The 19,758-nt window shown below is 64.2% G+C and carries 20 protein-coding genes and 1 riboswitch; of the genes, 9 read left to right on the top strand and 11 right to left on the bottom strand.

Annotated elements, in window-relative coordinates; all coding sequences use genetic code 11:
• Positions 1-42: 42 nt before the first annotated feature.
• The 6 genes from FJ419_RS19835 to FJ419_RS19810 all read right to left on the bottom strand — a co-directional run bounded on the left by FJ419_RS19835 (position 43) and on the right by FJ419_RS19810 (position 7,206).
• Complete coding sequence (locus tag FJ419_RS19835; RefSeq protein WP_140697046.1) at positions 43-510, bottom strand: TadE/TadG family type IV pilus assembly protein; 468 nt, start codon at positions 508-510, stop codon at positions 43-45.
• Positions 507-1,088, bottom strand: coding sequence for a TadE/TadG family type IV pilus assembly protein (locus tag FJ419_RS19830; RefSeq protein WP_140697043.1), 582 nt, complete (start codon positions 1,086-1,088; stop codon positions 507-509). Before FJ419_RS19830 ends, FJ419_RS19835 begins: the two co-directional genes overlap by 4 nt.
• Entirely contained in the window at positions 1,088-3,160 is a 2,073-nt protein-coding gene (locus FJ419_RS19825; protein ID WP_246679259.1) for a TadE/TadG family type IV pilus assembly protein, read from the bottom strand. The genes FJ419_RS19830 and FJ419_RS19825 overlap by 1 nt, the downstream gene beginning before the upstream one ends.
• Positions 3,161-4,061: 901 nt before the next feature.
• The gene (groL, locus tag FJ419_RS19820; protein WP_140542511.1) at positions 4,062-5,717 is read right to left on the bottom strand and encodes a chaperonin GroEL; all 1,656 of its coding nucleotides are present in this window, start codon (positions 5,715-5,717) and stop codon (positions 4,062-4,064) included.
• A 63-nt stretch (positions 5,718-5,780) separates the two neighbouring features.
• The gene (gene groES / locus FJ419_RS19815; protein WP_010915433.1) at positions 5,781-6,077 is read right to left on the bottom strand and encodes a co-chaperone GroES; all 297 of its coding nucleotides are present in this window, start codon (positions 6,075-6,077) and stop codon (positions 5,781-5,783) included.
• 229 nt (positions 6,078-6,306) lie between these two features.
• Positions 6,307-7,206: a class I SAM-dependent methyltransferase gene (locus FJ419_RS19810; protein ID WP_246679258.1), complete on the bottom strand. Its 900-nt coding sequence runs from the start codon at positions 7,204-7,206 to the stop codon at positions 6,307-6,309.
• Between FJ419_RS19810 and FJ419_RS19805 the strand changes: the two genes are divergently transcribed.
• Positions 7,180-8,031 carry a hypothetical protein gene (locus FJ419_RS19805; protein WP_140697040.1) on the top strand — a complete coding sequence of 284 codons (852 nt, stop codon included), beginning with the start codon at positions 7,180-7,182 and terminating at the stop codon, positions 8,029-8,031. The two genes, FJ419_RS19810 and FJ419_RS19805, sit on opposite strands and share 27 nt — an antisense overlap.
• Positions 8,032-8,039: 8 nt before the next feature.
• On the opposite strand, the gene FJ419_RS19800 is transcribed toward FJ419_RS19805, so the two are convergent.
• Positions 8,040-8,801 carry an SDR family oxidoreductase gene (locus tag FJ419_RS19800; RefSeq protein ID WP_140697037.1) on the bottom strand — a complete coding sequence of 254 codons (762 nt, stop codon included), beginning with the start codon at positions 8,799-8,801 and terminating at the stop codon, positions 8,040-8,042.
• A gap of 106 nt (positions 8,802-8,907) precedes the next feature.
• Between FJ419_RS19800 and FJ419_RS19795 the strand changes: the two genes are divergently transcribed.
• The gene (locus tag FJ419_RS19795) at positions 8,908-9,804 is read left to right on the top strand and encodes a LysR family transcriptional regulator (protein WP_140697034.1); all 897 of its coding nucleotides are present in this window, start codon (positions 8,908-8,910) and stop codon (positions 9,802-9,804) included.
• A gap of 6 nt (positions 9,805-9,810) precedes the next feature.
• Here FJ419_RS19795 and FJ419_RS19790 read toward each other — a convergent pair whose 3' ends face one another.
• Positions 9,811-10,437, bottom strand: coding sequence for a TetR/AcrR family transcriptional regulator (locus tag FJ419_RS19790; protein ID WP_140697031.1), 627 nt, complete (start codon positions 10,435-10,437; stop codon positions 9,811-9,813).
• Between the two features lie 119 nt (positions 10,438-10,556).
• Between FJ419_RS19790 and FJ419_RS19785 the strand changes: the two genes are divergently transcribed.
• Genes FJ419_RS19785 through FJ419_RS19775 form a run of 3 tightly spaced genes read left to right on the top strand, consistent with a single transcriptional unit; the run spans position 10,557 to position 14,169 of the window.
• Positions 10,557-11,753: an MFS transporter gene (locus FJ419_RS19785; RefSeq protein WP_140697027.1), complete on the top strand. Its 1,197-nt coding sequence runs from the start codon at positions 10,557-10,559 to the stop codon at positions 11,751-11,753.
• Positions 11,754-11,755: 2 nt separating this feature from the next.
• Entirely contained in the window at positions 11,756-13,036 is a 1,281-nt protein-coding gene (locus FJ419_RS19780) for a D-arabinono-1,4-lactone oxidase (RefSeq protein ID WP_140697024.1), read from the top strand.
• Entirely contained in the window at positions 13,033-14,169 is a 1,137-nt protein-coding gene (locus FJ419_RS19775; protein ID WP_140697021.1) for an alanine racemase, read from the top strand. The genes FJ419_RS19780 and FJ419_RS19775 overlap by 4 nt, the downstream gene beginning before the upstream one ends.
• A 5-nt stretch (positions 14,170-14,174) precedes the next feature.
• Here the strand turns inward: FJ419_RS19775 and FJ419_RS19770 are convergent, their stop codons facing one another.
• Complete coding sequence (locus FJ419_RS19770; protein ID WP_140631121.1) at positions 14,175-14,576, bottom strand: XRE family transcriptional regulator; 402 nt, start codon at positions 14,574-14,576, stop codon at positions 14,175-14,177.
• On the bottom strand, positions 14,576-14,872 hold the full coding sequence (locus tag FJ419_RS19765) for a type II toxin-antitoxin system HigB family toxin (protein ID WP_140542535.1): 297 nt from the start codon (positions 14,870-14,872) through the stop codon (positions 14,576-14,578). The genes FJ419_RS19770 and FJ419_RS19765 overlap by 1 nt, the downstream gene beginning before the upstream one ends.
• Positions 14,873-15,054: 182 nt before the next feature.
• On the opposite strand from FJ419_RS19765, the gene FJ419_RS19760 reads away from it, so the two are divergent.
• The gene (locus FJ419_RS19760; RefSeq protein WP_140697018.1) at positions 15,055-15,990 is read left to right on the top strand and encodes a helix-turn-helix domain-containing GNAT family N-acetyltransferase; all 936 of its coding nucleotides are present in this window, start codon (positions 15,055-15,057) and stop codon (positions 15,988-15,990) included.
• Positions 15,991-16,147: 157 nt separating this feature from the next.
• Here FJ419_RS19760 and FJ419_RS19755 read toward each other — a convergent pair whose 3' ends face one another.
• On the bottom strand, positions 16,148-16,981 hold the full coding sequence (locus FJ419_RS19755) for an AraC family transcriptional regulator (protein WP_140697015.1): 834 nt from the start codon (positions 16,979-16,981) through the stop codon (positions 16,148-16,150).
• Positions 16,982-17,213: 232 nt separating this feature from the next.
• A riboswitch (cobalamin riboswitch) is annotated at positions 17,214-17,418 on the top strand.
• A gap of 91 nt (positions 17,419-17,509) precedes the next feature.
• On the opposite strand from FJ419_RS19755, the gene FJ419_RS19750 reads away from it, so the two are divergent.
• From FJ419_RS19750 to FJ419_RS19740, 3 genes are read left to right on the top strand one after another with little or no spacing between them, the layout of a single operon-like run.
• A complete protein-coding gene (locus FJ419_RS19750; RefSeq protein WP_140697012.1) occupies positions 17,510-17,896 on the top strand; it encodes a DUF1636 family protein in 387 nt (128 codons plus the stop codon).
• Entirely contained in the window at positions 17,893-18,681 is a 789-nt protein-coding gene (locus FJ419_RS19745; protein WP_140697009.1) for an ABC transporter ATP-binding protein, read from the top strand. The genes FJ419_RS19750 and FJ419_RS19745 overlap by 4 nt, the downstream gene beginning before the upstream one ends.
• A 32-nt stretch (positions 18,682-18,713) precedes the next feature.
• On the top strand, positions 18,714-19,661 hold the full coding sequence (locus FJ419_RS19740; RefSeq protein WP_140697006.1) for an ABC transporter substrate-binding protein: 948 nt from the start codon (positions 18,714-18,716) through the stop codon (positions 19,659-19,661).
• Positions 19,662-19,758: the final 97 nt, after the last annotated feature.

The raw sequence follows: 19,758 nt of genomic DNA, 5'->3' as shown, positions 1-19,758 counted from the left end.
CGACCTGAAGTCTGGCCGAAAAACCGGTTCAAACCTTTCGGGTCATGCGCCCTGATTGGGAAAGCAGGCCGTGGCGCTGAGCTGCGGGCCGCTGGCCAAGGCGACCAGGACGGATGGCAGCACCGTCGCGAATGTGTAGGAAACCCGCACGGTGGTGAAGCCGCTGAGGCCCGAGCAGGTCGTGTTGTTGTTGACGTTGATGTTGGTGCCAGTGAGTGTGATGCCGTCCGCCGCAGCCATGCCGCTGATGAAGGTAACGGTGTTGGCGGCGTTGTAGGTGCCGTTTTGCGAGCAGCCGCTCTGCAGCACGCCGACGCACCGCGCGCCGGCTGTCGCCGTGTCCTGCAGCACGTGCTGTGTCCAGTACATGCGGCCGAACTCCACCGTGCCGAACAGCACCAGCAAGAGCGGCAGCGAAAGCAGGGCGAATTCGACCGCATTGGCGCCGGACCGGTCGCGGATGAACGGGATCAAAGACTTCGCCGCGAAGCGCTCCAGGACGTGTCTCATTGCGGCTGCACCATGGCCCGGACGGTGATGTTGCCACTGTTCACCACGTCGAAGCCGCCGAACAGCGGCGAGAAGGACCGGCTTGCGCTGATGGTGACGAACTTGCCCCCGATGCCGCCGGCCGGACAGGTCGAGCCGCAGGTCACCGCCGAACCCCAGGTGACGCTGGCCGCGCTGCCGGTCGGGCAATAACAGAGATCGGCGTTGGAGACGGTGCCGGTCTGGGTCGCTGTGCCGTTGCTCGTGTTGTAGTTGACTGCGGCGCCGTTGTTGACGACGACCTGAACGCTGCCGCCGGCGCTGCCCAACCCGTTCGCCACCACCGCCAGGATGTTGCCGGCAAGCGTGCCGCCGCCGGCGGAGTTGACCTTGTCGGCGCCAAGCAGCGCGTAGTTGGAGCCGGCCGAGATCGCCGAGGACAGGTCGAACTTCGCCTTCAGCGACGCGCCGATGTCGACCAGCCCGGCAAGGATCAGGATCAGCACCGGACTGATCAACGCGAACTCGACGGCCGATGCGCCGCTCGTCTCGCGGCGGAGAAAGCGGGCGAATGCTGGGCTGGTGTTGAAACGTGGCATCACTGGACGAGGCTCACCTTGCTGCTCGTGGTAGCGCCAGTGGCGGCGACGCATTCCGACGTGGCCGCCGTGCCGCCTGACAGGGTGATCAGGGAACCGATCAGCTGCAGGCACTTGGTCGTATCGGTGTTCGAACCCAGGATGCTGGAGCCGCCATTCATGATGATCGGCCCGTAAGGGAAATAAAACGCGCCGGAGATCTGCGCGTTGGAACCGCCTTCGGCGAAGGTTGCGCCGGCCGTGACCGAGGTCGACGTCGGTCCGATCACGGCAAGCTTCGCCGTGGCGCCCGTCTGCGGCGCGGACAGCACGATGTTGCTGTAGCCGGCGGCCACGCAGAAGACATAGCCATTGCAGCTTCCCGAGTTCGACTTGGTCTTGCCCGACAGCACCAGCGTTACGTTGTTGCCGCTGACGCTGATCCACGAGCCGCCGCAGCTGGCGCTGCCGCCACCGCTCCCGCCCAGCGCGAAGTAACCGTCGACCGTGTAGACGCCGGCGCCGAGCAGCACCGCGCCCGAGGCGATGAAGTTGCCCTCGATGTCGTGCTGGGCGGTGGCCGGGACGACGAAGCAGCTGCCGCCCCCGCCGCCGTTCACATCGCCGACGACCTGGAACACGCCCGAGCTGGTGGCGTCGGCCATGATCGTGATGGAGCCGCCGCCGAGCGTGATGGCATCGCCATTGCCGCCGGGACCGATCTTGTAGCTGTTGGAGGTGCCCGAGCCGAAAGTCAGCGTGGCGCCGCCGGCATTGTTGATGCCGCCAGGCAGCTCGAATGTGCTCGGCCCGCCGAAGGTGAGCGTGCTGGTGTTGCAGAGGCTGACGCGCGCGATACCGCCGCAGGTGTTATCGCTGATGCCGATCTTGAACGTGCCGGCGCCGAACGCCGTGGTGCCGTAGCCGGTCGTCAGCCCCTTGCTGAAGTTGAAAGTGCCGGCACCGAATGTGGTAGTCCCGGTGGTTGTCACCTGCTTGCCGAAATCATAGGTGCCGGCGCCGAAGGTGGTGGTTCCGGCCGTGGTCAGCTTGCCCGCGAAATTGTAGGTGCCCGGTCCGAACTTGGTGGTGGCGCTGGTCGTGAGATCGCCGGAGATGTTGTAGACGGTCGTCGCCGCGCCCGTGGTGGCGAAGTTGAGATTGATACCGCCGCCGATCGTGATGGTGCCCAGGTTGACCGTGGTTTTGCTGCCGCAATTCAGCGTCCAGGTTGATGACGACGATGCCCAACTGGCGGCGCAGCCCAGCGCATTCGCCTGGCCTTGGGTTGATCCCTGGGTCCAGCCGAAGTCGATATTGTTGCCGCTCGGGGTGGTCGGCGCTGCTGGCGCGGCGGTTGGCGAGAGCGCCGCCACGGTGGCAAAGCGGGCGACGGCAGCCGCGACCGCGGAATTGCCCGCCAGCGGATCGGGAGTCGACTTCTTGGTGATCACCGCCGCCGTCCCGTTTGGTCCGGTGATGCCGTTGCAAGGCTGGCTCGGGGCCGTTGCGGAATTGTAGTTGACGCCGATAGCCGAGATGCCGGTGCCGCACGGAACGGTGATCGTGTTATTCGACGAGACCGTGCATTTGGGGGCGTTGACGGCCGTGCCGCCTGACAGCGTGATGCCCGTCTGGGTGCCGTCCAATGCCAGCATGCAACCCGGTGTCGACGGCTGCGCGCCGAGCTCAGCGACGGAATTGGCGTAGATCTGCAATTGCTGGCGATTGTCGAGGACGCGCGCAAGCAGCAGCTGCTTCTGCGTGCGGATCGATACGGAGACCGCGTTCACGCCGGTTGTCTTCGGCGAGGTGACCAGCGTCGCCGACACATCGGCTGCCGGAACGCCGTTGAGCGTGGCGACATTGATCGCCGCCGCGGTCATCCGGTCGGTCGACTGTGTCTTGTTATAGGCAAGCGCGCCGGCAAAGGCCGCGAGATCGGCGGTACGCTGGTTGCTGGCGCGCTCGACCAGCGCGCCGCCATATTCGGTGACCAGCGCCGCCATGCCGACGAGCAGCGGCAAAAGCAGCGCGGACATGATGAGGACGTTGCCGCCACGGTCACGCACGAACCGGTGGAAAATTTGCATCGATGAAGACCCCGACACCCCTAAGCGCGCGAGCAATCAAGCACGCCCTATTCATTAGTAAGCGCGGATATCTTAAAAAATATTGTCCGACAAATGCCGCAACGATCGCGGGCGTTTAACCGAAGGCGCTGATTTTGTTGAGGAATTGCACAAAGTTTAGGCAGTCGGTTGAAGCTGCAGCAGGGGTTGCCCATGGAGCAGCACGCTTGGCTGGAACATGATCCCGGAAAGGTGGGAGCCGGTTTTCGGAGAGGATCATGCTCCAACTAGTTCTCCGACACAGAGATTTTTGAAAGGTTGCCGTTTGTCTTGGTGCAAGATTCTCCGTTCATTTCCGTGAAATCAGCGCAAACGCCGGGAATTGGTTGAAGCCGCCCCAACCTCGTCATTCTATGGCGGAGCAAGGAGCGAAGCGACGCGGCGCAGACCATAGAATCCATGCCGTGACTTGGAAGCGCCGCCTCGGTGCAGAATTTTGCTCCGTTGCACGCATTGGCGAAGGTAACGGCATGGATTCCAGGGTCTTCGCGACGGAGCTTCGCTCCTGCTCCGCCCTGGAATGACGATCGCGATGGGCGTTTCGGCCAATCTCCAAGGCATGCCGCCTGCCAACGCAAACAGAGCCGACCGGTCAAAATCCCCTGTGCCACTAGAGCGCGATCACGAAAGTGGGAACCGGTTTCGGAGAAGATCATGCTCCAACAGAGAGTTAGATCAGGATGGCGATTCAACGAAACGTCATCCTGATCTACGCTCTGGGCCGCCGCAACGAGAAAGGGCGGCATCTCTGCCGCCCCTTTCCGTGTGTTAGCCAGATCGGCTGGATTAGAGACCATGCCGCCACTCAAGCCCGCTTGCGGGCTTGAGCAACGTTAGTTCATGGGCGTGCTTTATGGACTTCTTAGAAGTCCATGCCGCCCATGCCACCCATGCCGCCGCCGCCCATGCCGCCAGGCATGCCGCCGCCAGCCGACTCCTTCTTGGGAGCTTCGGCGATCATGGCTTCGGTGGTGACAAGCAGGCCGGCGACCGAGGCCGCGTCCTGGAGAGCCGTGCGAACGACCTTGACCGGATCGACGATACCCATGGCGATCATGTCGCCATACTCGCCGGTCTGGGCGTTGTAGCCGAAGGTCGGGCCCTTGTTCTCAAGGATCTTGCCGGCAACGATCGATGCTTCCGCACCGGCGTTGGACGCGATCTGACGGGCCGGAGCCTGCAGGGCGCGACGCACGATGTTGATGCCAGCGGTCTGGTCGGAGTTGGCGCCGGTTGCCTTGATGTTCAGCGAAGCGCGCAGAAGCGCGACGCCGCCGCCGGGAACGATGCCTTCTTCGACGGCCGCACGGGTCGCGTTGAGAGCGTCATCGACGCGGTCCTTCTTTTCCTTGACCTCGATCTCGGTCGCGCCGCCGACGCGGATCACCGCGACGCCGCCGGCGAGCTTGGCCAGACGCTCCTGCAGCTTCTCCTTGTCGTAGTCCGAGGTGGTCTCCTCGATCTGCTGCTTGATCTGGGACACGCGGCCCTGGATCTCGGCCTTCTTGCCGGCCCCATCGACAATGGTGGTGTTCTCCTTGGAGATCGACACCTTCTTGGCGCGGCCGAGCATGTTGAGGCCGACATTCTCGAGCTTGATGCCGAGGTCTTCCGAGATGACCTGGCCACCGGTGAGGATGGCGATGTCTTCCAGCATGGCCTTGCGGCGATCACCGAAGCCCGGCGCCTTGACGGCGGCGATCTTCAGGCCGCCACGCAGCTTGTTGACGACGAGCGTGGCCAGGGCCTCGCCTTCGACATCTTCCGAGATGATGACCAGCGGCTTCGAGGTCTGCACGACAGCCTCGAGGATCGGCAGCATGGCCTGCAGGTTGGAGAGCTTCTTCTCGTGCAGAAGGATGTAGGCGTCTTCCAGGTCCGCAACCATTTTGTCGGCGTTGGTGACGAAGTAGGGCGAGAGGTAGCCGCGGTCGAACTGCATGCCTTCGACGACTTCGAGCTCGGTCTCGGCGGTCTTGGCCTCCTCTACGGTGATGACGCCCTCATTGCCGACCTTCTGCATCGCTTCGGCGATCATCGAGCCGACCGAGGCATCGCCATTGCCGGCGATGGTGCCGACCTGGGCAACTTCTTCCGAGGTCTTGATCTTCTTGGCGTTCTTGATCAGCGTCGTGACGACGTCGCCAACGGCGAGGTCGATGCCGCGCTTCAGGTCCATCGGATTCATGCCGGCGGCAACCGCCTTGTGGCCTTCCTGGACGATCGACTGCGCCAGAACCGTTGCGGTCGTGGTGCCGTCGCCGGCGATGTCATTGGTCTTCGAAGCGACTTCGCGGACCATCTGCGCGCCCATGTTCTCGAACTTGTCCTCAAGCTCGATTTCCTTGGCGACGGTGACGCCGTCCTTGGTGATGCGCGGGGCGCCGAACGACTTGTCGATGACGACGTTGCGGCCCTTGGGACCGAGGGTGACCTTCACCGCGTCGGCGAGGATGTTGACGCCGCGCAGCATGCGCTCACGGGCATCGCGGGAGAATTTTACGTCTTTGGCAGCCATGTTTTAGCTCCTGGCAGGGGCTCGGGAAGAGCCCGAAGATGAAGATTCAGGTGAGGCCGATGGTCAGCCGATGATGCCCATGATGTCGGATTCCTTCATGATCAGAAGGTCTTCGCCATTGAGCTTGACTTCAGTGCCCGACCACTTGCCGAACAGGATGCGGTCGCCGGCCTTGACGTCCAGCGGCACGAGCTTGCCGCTTTCGTCGCGGGCGCCGGAGCCGACGGCGATGATTTCGCCTTCCTGCGGCTTCTCCTTCGCCGTATCCGGGATGATGATCCCGCCGGCGGTCTTGGATTCGGATTCGACCCGGCGAACGACCACGCGGTCATGAAGCGGGCGGAACTTGGACTTTGCCATGTTATCTTCCTCGAATGAGAACGGTGAGAACTGTTCCTCCATCCGGCGAGGCCGCCGGATATAAGTTAGCACTCACCAAAGGCGAGTGCTAACGTGGCGCTGAGATAGGCCGCTAGGTTGCCGGAGTCAAGGCGCGCGCAAGGGGGCAGCGGCGCGAAATTTTTCTCGTGCTAGACGCCAGGCCGAAATGCGCCGGCCATCGCGAGGCGCCGACGAGCAACCCCGCCCGTCAGTCCAGGCGCTTCGGCGAACGCAGCACCAGCAGCGGGCAGCGTTCCGCGAGCCCGTATGTGCCGGTCTTGGCCAGCCGGACATCATCGAAGAAGGTCCCGGCTTCCTTGATCAGCGCTGCCGCCGGAGCGAAGCTGTAGACGACGGACGAGTTCCGGTAGACGTCGATGGTTCCGATAACCGGCAGTTCCCATCCGGTTCGAGCCGACAGCTCCTCGCGATCGGGAAACACCCCGTCGAATTGTTCGAGAATGCCTTTGACCGGTATCGTGTAATCAGGCGCGCCGGCGATAGCGGTCATGGCCACGCGCCATTTGAGCTCGTGGAACGTCGAGACGCAACCGGCCAGCGCCAGGGCGCGGACTTCCTGCGGTTCGTCGCGGGTTTCGGGGGAAGCATAAAGCCTGACGGCGGCACGCCCGTCGGATTTGAGCGCACGCGCGATCGACGCGAACAGCGTGCGTCTGAGGTCAGCGGCGCCGATGACGGAGAGACATCCATCGCCGATCAGCGCTTCGATGCTCGCGCCGGGAAACGGCAAGTCGAACCAGTCGCCCTGCACCGCCTTGCGCATATCGGTGTCGCCCGGCCAGATGCCGGCAATCATGTCTGGAGACTCGTCTACCGCCGTCATCATGGCGCCAAGTCCGGCGAGCTCGGGCGTCACGCCGAGCATGACGACGTGCGATTGCGAAAGCTCGAGCTCACGTTCGTAGGCCTCGACCACCTGAGCCGGCGGCCGCAGCGGCGAGCCGAGCAACTGCCAGTGCTTGCGAATTGCATTCCAGTGCTCGGTCATGCAAACCCTGTATCGGTTAGGGCATTGTGTTCGTCGCATAATCGAAGGCGCATAATAAGCCAAGTGGGGCGCATGGCACGCATCGCCGTCATCACGCATGAACAGGACCGCTTCCAGAGCCGGCGCGGGCTGCTGCTGCGCCGTGACAGCCCGTATATGCTCTTCGATCTGCTGGAGGAGCTGAAGCGCCGCGGCCATTCGGTGCGGGTCCTGCGCGGCACGTCGGCGAAGCCGGCCGCCGACATCGCGGTGCTGCATCTCGACTCGACCGTGACGCCGCCCGAATATGTCGACTATGCGCGCCGCTTTCCCTTCTGCCTCAATCTTGGGGCCGCCGACATCTCGAAACGCCGCATCAGCGGCGCCGTGATTGGCCAAGGCGACGACTGGCAGGGACAGGTCATCGTCAAGAGCAGCCTCAACCATCGGGGAACGCCGGAACAGCAGCTGAACCGGCGCGCGCGGCGAGCCGGCAGGCCGGAGCCGTTTCCCGGCGTCCAAGCCTTCGAAAGATACGAGATCCATGCCTCGCTCGCCGATGTTCCGGCCGAGATCTTCGAACGTCGGGATTTGGTCGTCGAGAAATTCATTCCCGAGCCGGAGCCGGACGGTTTTGGCGCCCGCTTCTGGCTGTTCTGCGGCGAGCGCGAGCGCTGCACCCGTCATGTCTCGCCGCAGAGCCTGGTCAAGGGCGACGACACCATCCGCCGCGAGGCGGTGCCCGTGCCGGACGAGCTGCGCGCGCTGCGGCGCCAACTCGGCTTCGATTACGGCAAGTTCGACTTCGTCATGCATGAGGGCAGGGCGGTGCTGCTCGATGCCAACAAGACTCCTGGGCGAGCCCGGAACCTGTCGAGCTTCATCGCCGCCGGCAATGCCAATCTTGCCGACGGCTTCGAAGGACTGATCCAGCAGGTCAAGTGACCGATCGCCTAGATATTCATGCCGCCCGACACCTCGATGCGCTGGGCGTTGACCCACCGATTGTCCTCGGACAGCAGCGCGGCGATCATCGGGCCGATGTCGTCGGCGACACCGGCGCGGCCGAGCGCCGTCATGTCGGCCACGACGCGATTGATCTCGGCATTGTCGCGCACATGGCCGCCGTTGAAATCGGTGGCGATCGCGCCCGGCGCCACCGTGTTGGCGGTGATGCGCCGGGCTGCCAGTTCCTTGGCGAGATAGCGCGTGAACACCTCGACGCCGCCCTTCATCATTGCATAGGCGGCGGAGCCCGGGACCGAGAAGCGCGCCAGGCCGCTCGAGACGTTGATGACACGGCCGCCATCGTTGATCAGCGGCAGCAGCGCCTGGGTGAGGAAGAACACGCCCTTGAGATGGATGTTCATCAACGTGTCGAACTCCTCTTGCGTCGTCTCGGCGATCGGCTTGCGCAGACCGGTGCCGGCATTGTTGAGGAGATAATCGAAACGGTCGCGTTGCCAGGTATCGTGAAGCGTCTTCTTCAACGCTTCAACGAAAGCCGGGAAGCTGGCGACGGCGCCGGCGTCGAGCTCAAGCGCGGCAGCCCGGCCGCCGGCCGCCTCGATCTCGGCGATTGCCGTCTTCGCCTCGTCGGCGCGCGAGCGATAGGTGAGGACGACGTCGACGCCCTTGCGGGCGAGGTTGAGCGCGGTGTTGCGGCCGAGGCCGCGGCTGCCGCCGGTGATGAGAGCGATGGGGCGGGTGGTCATGGCGAAATCTCCTTCTGCCTGGATGGAGATGCATATACTCGCCCGATGAGACGATATAATCGGCCATGGATTGCCAACACTATTCAGTATGTGCGAACAATCAGCGATGGACCGATTCGACAGCATGCGGCTCTTCACCCGCGTCGTGGAACGACGCAGCTTCACTGCGGCCGCCGCCGATCTCGCCCTGCCGCGCTCCAGCGCCACCGCCGCGATCAAGCAGCTCGAAGAACGGCTCGGCGTGCAATTGCTTCGCCGCACCACGCGCCACGTGACGACGACGCTCGACGGCGAAGCCTATTACCAGCGCTGCATCGGAATTCTGGCCGACATCGAGGATGCCGAAGGCGGCTTCGGCGCGCATGAGGTGCGCGGAAGGCTCAGCGTCGACGTCAACGGCCACATGGCGCGCACCTTCCTGCTGCCTGAACTACCGGCGTTGCTCGCCAGATATCCGGGCCTGACCGTGCATATCGGCGAAGGCGACCGCCTCGTCGATCTCGTGCGCGAGGGCGTCGATTGCGTCATCAGGGCCGGCACGCTGCCCGACAGCGACATGATCGTGCGGCGGCTCGGCATCGCCCGCGAAATCACCGTCGCCAGCCCCGCCTATCTCGCACGCCACGGCGTGCCGCGCACGCCGGACGATCTGGTCGGCCATCTGATGATAGGCTTCGTGTCATCGCGCACGAGGCAGGTGATGCCGCTGGAATTCACCGTCGACGGCAAGGTTCGCGAGATCACCCTACCGTCGCGGGTCACCGTCGCGAACTCAGACACAAGTGCTGCGCTGGTCCGGCTGGGCTTCGGGCTGTTCCAGGCGCCAAGGCTCCGCTATGCGGACGATATCGCGGCCGGCCGGCTGGTCGAGGTGCTTCCCGATTTTCCGCCGACGCCGACGCCGATCTCGGTGCTCTATCCGCCGAGCCGCCAATTGTCGCCACGGGTGAGGGTGTTTGTTGATTGGCTGGTGGAAATCCTGGGGCCGAAGCTGGATCCCTGATCGCGCTCAGAGAAACAAGCGCAACTGCGTGTGGATGATCGAACGATAATCTTCGATCGTGCGCCGGCCCTCCGCCTCGTCCTGCGTCAGCGCCAGCCGCACGACGCCGCCGGCGAGCTGGAAGATCAGGAACACGACACGTCCGAACGCCTCGCGCTGCTCCGCTTGGAGCATCGGCCCGACCTTATCGCAGAACATCTTCGCCTGTTGCCTCGTCTCGGCGATGTCGAGATGCTGCAGCGCCTTGTCGGCCTGGATGGCGTTCTGCAGGTCCTGGATGGCCGGGTCCGCGGCGACACGGGCATGATAATCGTCGAGCAGCTGGTCGGCCGCGGCGGTCACGTCATCCAGCCGGCCTATCCCGGCGATGATCGCGCCGAAGCGTGCGCGGCTTTCCTCGGAGAACCGCTCATAGAGCATCGCCAGGATCGCCGACTTGCTGGGGAAGTAATGATAGACGGTAGCGATCGGTCCGCCGGCCAGCGCGCCGACTTCCTTCATCGTCACCGCGTCGATGCCTTTCTCGCCGATCAGCCGCATGGTCGTGGCGAGGATCGCGTCGATGCGCTCGCGGCTGCGCTCCTGCTTCGGCCTGCGCCGCGGTTCCGTCGCCGTTCGCCTCGTCTGCGTCATGCGCCAAATCTCGTGAAAGCCGCGAATTCGCGGTTGACAAGAAACATGATCAAGTATCAGTTTCGCCAAATGCTGACAACTTGTCAGTTTTTCGATCGAGCTGCAAGGGAGAGCGCCTCGTGACTGCTTCGCAAGCCGCGCAAGCGGAAAATGGCGATTGGCTTGTCGGCAATCCGACGGGCCTGCAGCTGGCCTCGGCGCTGTGGATCGGCTCGGTCGGTCTCCTCATCCTCGGACTGCAGCCGGTGCTGCTCGGTGCGCTCTACAGCGAAGGCCACGTCACCGGCGACGAGCTGGCGCTGGTCGCCACCGCCGAGATGATTGCCATCGCTATCGGCTCGGGCGTAGTGGCGATGCTGCTTCCTGCCAGGAACATGCGCTGGAAAAGCACGGTGCTGCTCGTGCTGCTCGCGCTCGCCAATGTCTGGACCGCCTACGCCGGCAGCCCCAATGCGCTGATCGGCGCACGCACGCTGGCCGGCCTCGCGGAGGGCGGGCTGGTCGCCGTCGCGACCGAGCTGATCGCCCGCTCGCGCCGGGCCGAGCGCATCGGCGGCTATTTCGTCACGCTGCAGACCTTGGCGCAATGCGCGCTGGCGCTGATCCTTGCGCTTTATGCAGTGCCGAGAGCGGGCTCCGCCGGCGGCTTCATCGCGCTCGGCATCGTCTGTCTGCTTTCGCTCGTCGTGGCATGGACCGTGCCGGACGACTACGCCGATCTGCCCAAGGAAGAACAGTTCGCTAACGTGGCGACCGTGCCGGCGATCGCCGCGCTGCTGTCGATCTTCTGCTATTTCATGTTCTTCGGCGCCGTCTGGGCTTTTCTCGAGCCCATCGGCGCGCAGTTCGGCATCGATGGCCGCACTGTCGGCTTGATGGTTTCGGCGAGCCTTGCCGCGCAGGTGCTCGGCGCGATGACCGCGACAAGCTTCGAGGCGCGCATTGACTATCGTTTTGCCATCACTGCCATCGGCATCGTCGCGGCGATCAGCTCTCTGCTGCTTGCGTCCGGCCCGGCTCTTTCGGTGTTCTGGGCCGTGGCGCTGGTGATGGGCTTCATCCTGCTCTTCATCGTGCCTTACCAGATCCGGCTGGCGATCACCGCCGACGAGACGCGCACCGCGGTGCTGCTGGTGCCGGCCGCCCAACTCTTCGGCCTCGCCATCGGCCCGGTCGCCGCCTCGCTGCTGATCGACGGCGCGGACTTCCGGCCCGTGCCCGAATTCGCCGCTGCCGCCGCTTTGGCGAGCGTGCTTTTGCTCGGCATTTTCGTGCTGGTCGCGCGAGGGCGCGGCCGGGTCCGAGCAAAGGGGTGAAGATGGCAAATCCCTGGAGCAACTGGTCCGGCTTCGTCACGGCTTCCCCGAAAATGATCGCGACACCGGCCGATGCCGGCGAGCTGGCCGAACTGGTGCGCTCGGCGCCCGGTCCGCTGCGCGTCGCCGGCGCCGGCCATTCCTTCACGCCGCTGGTGCAGTCCGACGGCACCATCGTCTCGCTGGAGAAGATCGAGGGGCTGGTCTCGCACGATGCCGCGAACAACCGGGCGCGGGTGAGGGCAGGCACGCGGCTCGGCGCCCTGATGCACATCCTGCAGGACATCGGCCAGGGCCTGCCCAACATGGGCGACATCGACCGCCAGGCGATCGGCGGCGCATTGGGCACGGCAACGCATGGCTCCGGCCCGACGCTCGGCGCCTATCACACGCAATTGGAGGCGCTGCAGCTCGTCGATGGGCAAGGCGAGCTGCGCGAGTTCAGCCGGGCAAACGACCTGGACATGATCCACGCCACGGGCGTCGCGCTGGGCGCTTTCGGCGTGCTGACCGAAGTGGCGATGAACAACATCGCCACCTACCGGCTGCGCCGCCGCAAATGGGTGCTGCCGATCGGCGACATGCTCAAAAATTTCGAGACGATGATGGCCGCGCATCGCTCGGCCGAGTTCTACTACATTCCATTTGCCGGATATGCCCAGTTCATCGCCAGCGATCTCAGCGATGCGGCACCGACGACGCGGCCGGCCGACGACGACGAGGAAGGACTGGCGACTTTGCGCAAGCTTCGGACCGCGTTGCGCTGGTTGCCGTGGTTGCGCCGTGCGCTGATCAGAGGGGCGGTAAAGAAGGTGCCGGCGGAAGACTATGTGCAGGACTGGCTCAACGTCTACGCCAGCGAGCGTCGCACCAAATTCAACGAGATGGAGTATCACCTGCCTTACGAGGAAGGTCCCAAGGCGCTGGCCGAGATCATCGCGCTGACGGAAAAGCATTTCCCGGAAGTCTATTTCCCGATGGAGGTGCGCTCGGTGGCGGCCGACGAATTCTGGCTTTCGCCATTCTACAAGAGGCTGACCTGCTCGATCGCCGTCCACCACGATGCGGCGAATGATCCGCTGCCTTTCATGCGGGCCGCCGAGCCGATCTTCCGCAAGTATGGCGGCAGGCCGCATTGGGGCAAGATGCACAGCCTGAAGGCGGCGGACTTCAAGAAGCTTTATCCGCGCTGGGACGATGCGATGACGGTGCGGCGCGACATCGATCCGCAAAACCGTTTCGTCTCGCCCTACATGGCCGGCCTGTTCGGCATCCAACAATGAGCGCCTATTTCGCCGCCCTGTCCAATGCATTGAGGGCCGCCGAGATTTTCCGGCCCTGCCTTGTCCTCGATCGCGACCGGCTGGACAGCAACATCGCGCTGGTGAAGCAAAGGCTGGCACCGGGCCTTGCCGTGCGGCTGGTCGACAAGTCGCTGCCTTGCGTGCCGCTGCTTTCGCACATCGCCAAGGCGATTGGCACCAACCGCTTCATGACCTTCCATCCGCCGCTGTCGCAGGCCGTGCTCGACGCGTTTCCCGAGGGCGATCTGCTCTACGGCAAGCCGATGCCGGTGGGTGCCGCCAAGGCCGCGCTGACCAGGGGCGGCGCCGGCTGGTGGTCGCGCGTCTGCTGGCTGATCGACACGCCGGAACGGCTGGCGGAATATGGCGCGCTCGCTGCTGCGCTCGACACCGAATTGCGCTTTGCTTTCGAGGTCGACGTCGGCCTGCATCGCGGCGGTTTTCGTGATCCCGCCGAGATTGACGCGCTCACGATTCCAAAAGGTCTGCTCTGCGACGGCATCATGGCCTATGAGGCGCATGCGCCGGAGATACCGGGCCTGTTCGGCGGCGTGGCCAAGGCGCTGAAGCAGGCTTCTGCCAAGGCCGCGGAGTTCGCCGCTGCCCTCGATCCGGACCAGCGCCGCATCCTCAACATCGGCGGCTCCAAGACGGCGCTGCTGCATGGCGGCGGCGTCGCCAACGAAGTGTCGATCGGCTCGGCCTTCGTGCTGCCAAAGGATTTCGACACGCCCGGCCTGGAGGGCTTCCAGCCGGCGGCCTTTATCGCCACGCCGATCCTCAAGGCGCTCGATCCGATGCTGCCCGGTCCGCCAGCGGTCTCACGCACGCTGCAGGCGCTTGGCCTTTACCCGCGCAAGGGCTGCTACCTTTATGGCGGCAAATGGATGGCCGAGCCGGTGTTTCCCGAAGGGATGAAGCCGAACGGGCTGATCGGCCTGTCATCCAACCAGCAGTTCATGGGCCTGCCGGCGGGCGCGAGCGTGAAACCCGGCGACTATGCGTTCCTTAGGCCGACGCAGAGCGAGGCGGTGCTGCAGCATTTCGGCGCGATCGCGGTATTCGCCGGTGGGCGGATCGTGGAGTTCTGGCCGGTGCTGCCGATGGGGTGACCGCGTTATCCGGCGGCAGTCACTTTTTCATCGTTCGCCAGATGGTACGGATGAATAAGGACTTCCGCGGGGATATGCCACTCGCGGTTGATCTTGAATGCCATGTCCATCGTGAGCGCGCGTTTGCGGGTCAGGATCTCGGAGGCGCGCGACGCTGAGCCCAAGAGTCGCACGAGCGCTGCCCGATCGAGATTGGCCATTTCCATATGGGCGACGATCGCATCCACGGGGTCGGTTTCTTCGATGGGATAGTGTTTGGCTTCGTAGGCCTCGATCAGGGCAGCCAGCACATCGAAGCGGTCGGCCTCCGGGCTGCCCACAGCGGGCTCATGGTCGAAATAGCGAGTGATTTCGGCAATGGCCCAATCGTAATCAGCCTCGGTCTTAATGGGTCGAATGTTTTCCATCACACCTTCTCCACGTCTATCTTGTCATATTCGGCGTGGGTGCCGACGAATTTGATCAGCAACCGCTTGAATGTGTAGCTCACATGCACGACCAGCCGGTACTTGTTGCCGGCTATGTCAAACACGACGCGATTGTCGGCGACAAAATCCACGGTCGTGCCGAACTGGGCCTTGATGTCCGCCGAGGTCTTCCATTCGACCTTGCTCGACGCGTTGAACCAGGCGGTAAGCGGCGCTTTAGCCTGTGGATGCTTGGTCCAAAACGTTACGAGCGTTTTCTTGCTGACGATCTGCATGACCACATATAGCGTATTCCCATCTTGGGAACAAGCGAGATTTCCCAATTCGGGAATACCATGCCCGAGATGCACCCACCGTAACGGCTCGACCTATCGCGAGATCGCGAGATCACCAATTGCCGTATTTATTGACTCAGTCAACTAAATGGTTGATCCTGTCTATGACAGGAGGATTTCCCATGACCATCCACAATCACCCCGGCAAGGACCGTATCGATGCGGTGCGCGCCTTCAACCGCTTCTATACCCGCCAGCTCGGCCTGCTCGACGAGGGCCTGCTGAAAAGCCCGTTCTCGCTGACCGAGGCGCGGGTGCTTTACGAGCTCGCCCATCGCGACGGGCTGGTCGCAAGCGACCTGGTGCGCGACCTCGGCCTCGACCCCGGCTATGTCAGCCGGCTCTTGAAGAAATTCGAGGAGCGCGGCCTTGTCGGACGTGAAGCTAGCGAGACCGACGCGCGCCGCGCCTCGATCGCGCTGACGCCAGCCGGCAGGGAAGCCTTCGCGCCGCTCAACCAGGATTCGCATGACCAGGTGCGCACGCTGCTCGATCGCCTGGCGCCGGCCGACCAGGAGCGGCTGGTCAAGGCTATGCGCACCGTCCAAGACTTGCTCGGCAACAGACCTGAAGCCAAGGTGCCCTATATCCTGCGGCCGCTGCAGGTCGGCGACATCGGCTGGGTCACGCACCGCCAGGGCATGCTCTACGCACAGGAATACGGTTGGGACGAGACTTACGAGGCTCTGGTCGCAGAGATCCTCGGTGAGTTCGTCAAGAACTTCGTCCCGCAATGGGAGCGCAGCTGGATCGCCGAGCGCGAAGGCGAGGTGGTCGGCTCGGTCTTCATCATGCGCAAATCGCCCAAGGTCGCGAAGCTCAGGCTGCTCTATGTCGAACCGTCGGCGCGCGGCCTCGGCATCGGTCGGCGGCTGGTCCACGAATGCATTACCTTCGCACGCGCCAAGGGCTACAAGACGCTGACGCTGTGGACCAACGACATACTTGGCTCGGCCCGCCGCATCTACCAGGCTGCCGGCTTCAAGCTGGTCGAGGAAGAACGCCATCATTCCTTCGGCAAGGATCTTGTCGGGCAGACGTGGAATCTCGAGCTTTAGGTGTTCCCTCTCCCCCTGTGGAAGAAGGTGTCGCCGAAGGCGACGGATGAGGGGTGTTCCAGCGGAGTGAGACGCTGGCTTTCCCTGGAACACCCCTCATCCGTCTCGGCGCTGCGCGCCGATCCACCTTCTCCCACAGGGGGAGAAGGGAAGACCATCATCCTTTGACCGGCACCCAGATCTCCAGCCCGCCATTGCCGGTGCGGGCATCGAACTCGGGCCCGTAGCGCTCGAACTCGGGCGCGTCGGCGATCTCGTGTCCGGAGACCGGCAGCCACTTGTTCCAGATCGTGTTGACGGTTCGGCGGATGGTCGAGATGTGCTCGCGATGCGAGAACACCGCATATTTCTGCGCCGGCACCCGCACGCGTTGGAAATCCTTCGGCAGGTCGGAGAAATCCATCACCTCGACGCCAACGACATAGTCGAAATTGCCGGCATCGTCGCCATTCGTGCACACACCGTAGAAGACGCCGGGCACCTCGCCCGGAATGTTGCCGATATAGGGGGCGAAGCGCTGCCATTGCATCGGGATGCCGGCGCTGGTCTCGCAGCTGTAGCGCTCGCCGAGCCCGGCAACGAGGAAGGGACGGCTGGTCTCGAAGCGCGGCGGCTCGAGTGCGGTGAGAAGCGAACTGTCCATCAGTATGGGCTCCACAAGATCGAGGTTTTCGGTCGAGCCTTGCGCGCGCACCAACTCCGGCGTGGTGCCGAACTCATCGCGAAAGGCCCGCGTGAACGCCTCATGCGAGCCGTAGCCGGCATCGAGCGCGACCGAGAGAATGTCGCGCGCGCCGCCGGCCAGCTTGCGCGCCGCTTCGCTCAAGCGGCGCGCCCGCATATAGCCCATGACCGACCGTCCCGTGGCCGCGCCGAAAGCGCGCGTCACATGGAAGCGCGACACGCCGCTGCTTGCCGCTATCTCGTCAAGGCTGATGGCGTCGGGCAGGTGGCTTTCGACAAACCACAGCGCTTTCTCTGTCGGGTTCATGGCTCCTCGCATTTGGCTCGGCGACACTAGCCCCCGCGCCGCCGGCCAGTTTGATCGAAATTGCGCTTTGAGCGAAGTCGAGCGGGTTGACAAGCCAAGGCAATGTATTCTAGCTGGTAATGTTATTACATATCAGGGGAAGTAAACGACTTGCGGCAACGGCCCGACGATCCCGCCATGTCTTTCGCACGAGGGGCGGACGAAGGCCCGTTGCGACTCGCACGCGGACAACCTACGATAGCTGCGTCATGGTCCCCGAGCCGCAAGGCGAGGGGTGAAAAGGGAACACGGTGAGCTCATCCGAGTCGAGGCCGTGGCTGCCCCCGCAACTGTGAGCGGCGAGCTCCATCCGAAACGCCACTGGCCGGCAAGGCTGGGAAGGCGGATGGCGTAAGGACCCGCGAGCCAGGAGACCTGCCATCGACACGAGTTGACCGGACGGGGTGTGCCGGGAGGAGACGCGGACACCGGTCTTGTCGGCCGGCTCGTCCGGCATCCTTCCGTCGCCATTTTTGGAAAGTGACGGAAATGCTGGACGTCTTTAGCCATCGCATCATCGTCTGTTCGCTGTGCCGCGATACCGTGACCGGACGTAGGTCCGGCGGGGATTTGTGCGCCGACCTTCGCTCAAGGCTTGCCGAGACTTTGGCGTCGTCATTTGCTGTCGAAACCATCGATTGCATGGCCGGCTGCGCGCGGCCGCTGACCGTGGCCTTCAACGCGGAAGGCAAAGCCAGCTATCTCTTCGGTTCCATCGACAGCGGCACCGACGCCGGCGCGCTGGTCGAATTTGCCAGGCTCTATGCCTCGCTGGCCGACGGCTGGTGCAATTCCGGCCAGCGCCCGGCAAGGCTCGCCGGCAAGATACTGGCGCGCATCCCCGCCGCGGGCAAGGCCAGGGAGCAGGTCCGGTGAGCGCGCTCCTGCTCGAAGCTCGCGATTTGCGCGCCACGGCAAATGGCCGGATGTTGGTCGAGGATGTCAGCTTGTCGCTGGCGGCGGGCGAGCGGCTGGCCATCATCGGCCCCAATGGCGCCGGCAAGACGACTCTGCTGCGCATGTTATGCGGGGCGTTGTCGCCGAGCCGCGGCGAGGTTCGTCTTGCCGGACGCCGGCTGGACAGGATCACCGCCGCCGAACGGGCGCTCAGCATCGCCGTCGTCGGTCAGACGGACCAGCCGGATCCACGCCTTGCGCTCATCGACTATGTCGAGCTTGGCCGTGTCCCGCACGCCGGTCTGAGGCGCCGGCACGACGATCGCGACATCGTCGTCGAGGCGCTGCGCCGGACTGGGCTGTTGCCGTTGCTCGCGCGCACTGTCGGCTCGCTCTCCGGCGGCGAGCGCCAGCGCGCGCAGCTCGCCCGCGCCATCGCGCAAGAGCCCAAAATCCTGTTTCTCGATGAGCCGACCAACCACCTTGACCCGCGCGCCCGCGGCGAGCTGCTCGAGCTGGTGGCCGAATTCAACATGGCCGTGGTCGCCGTGCTGCACGATCTCGCGCTTGTGGCGCCCTTCGCCACCAGCGTCGCGGTGATGAGCAACGCCCGGCTGCACGCCCTGGCTCCGCCGCGCGAGGCGCTGGCGCAGCCGCTTGTCCGCGAGGTGTTCGGCATCGACGTGCTGCGCCTGCGGCACCCGACCGAGGATCGCGAGCTCACCGTCTTCGAGCTTCCCATGCGCGCTTCCTCGCCGCCCTGAACCTGCACAACCCCAACAAGGAGCATCATCTCGTGAAACGCCTCGCCTTGTCGCCGGCCCTGTCGCTCGTCGCCTCGGCCGCCTTCGCTTTCCCGGTCACCGTCGACAGCTGCGGCAAACCGCTCACCTTCGATGCGCCGCCGAAACGCGCCGTCATCCAGGATCTCAACATGGCCGAGATGGCTTTCGCGCTGAAGCTGCAGCCGTCGATCGTCGGGCTCACTGGCATCACCGGGTGGTACAAGGTCGGCCCCGAGTTCAAGGCCGAGCAGGGCGCCATCCCGGAGCTGGCGCCAAAATATCCGACGCTCGAAAACCTCGTCGCCGTGCAGCCGGATTTCTTCTTCGCCGGCTGGTATTACGGCATGAAGCCGGGCGGCGAGGTGACGCCCGACACGCTTGCCCCGCATGGCATCAAGACGCTGGTGCTGACCGAGAGCTGCGTCCATCTCGACAAGAACCGGCCCGCCGCCTCGATGGATCTGCTTTATGACGACGTCGAGAAGCTGGGCAAGATCTTCGGCAAGCAAGCGGAGGCCGAAAAGCTGGTCGACGGCTGGAAGGCCGAGCTCGCCGGCATCATGGCGAAGGTGGGTGGCCGCAAGGGCACGCGCGTCTTCCTCTACGATTCCGGCGAGGACAAGCCCTTCACCGCCGGCAAGTTCGCCATTCCCAACGCCATAATCGCCGCCGCCGGCGGCGAAAACATCATGGCCGACATGGAGACGAGCTGGGGCAACACCGACTGGGAGACGGTCGCCTCGCGCAATCCCCAGTTCCTCATCCTGCTCGATTACCAGGATGGCGGCGGCTACAGGAAACTGCTCGATTTCCTTAAAGTCCATCCTGCGATGAAAGAGACGGACGCGGTCAGGAACGAGCGCTTCGTGGCGCTGCGCTACGCCGAGCTGACGCCCGGACCCGCCAACATCGAGGCGATCGGCAAGATCGCCAGGGCCATGCATCCGGAGGCGTTTTAGGTCTGAGGCACGGATGAGCCGGAAGTGTTGCCGTTGATGGATAGCCTGCCTTGGAGAATGGCGAAAACGCCCCTCACTTCGTCATCCACGGGCGGAG

It is taken from the genome of Mesorhizobium sp. B2-6-2 (assembly GCF_006440615.1).
GTDB lineage: Bacteria > Pseudomonadota > Alphaproteobacteria > Rhizobiales > Rhizobiaceae > Mesorhizobium.
This window is presented reverse-complemented; position numbering and strand designations above follow the sequence as displayed.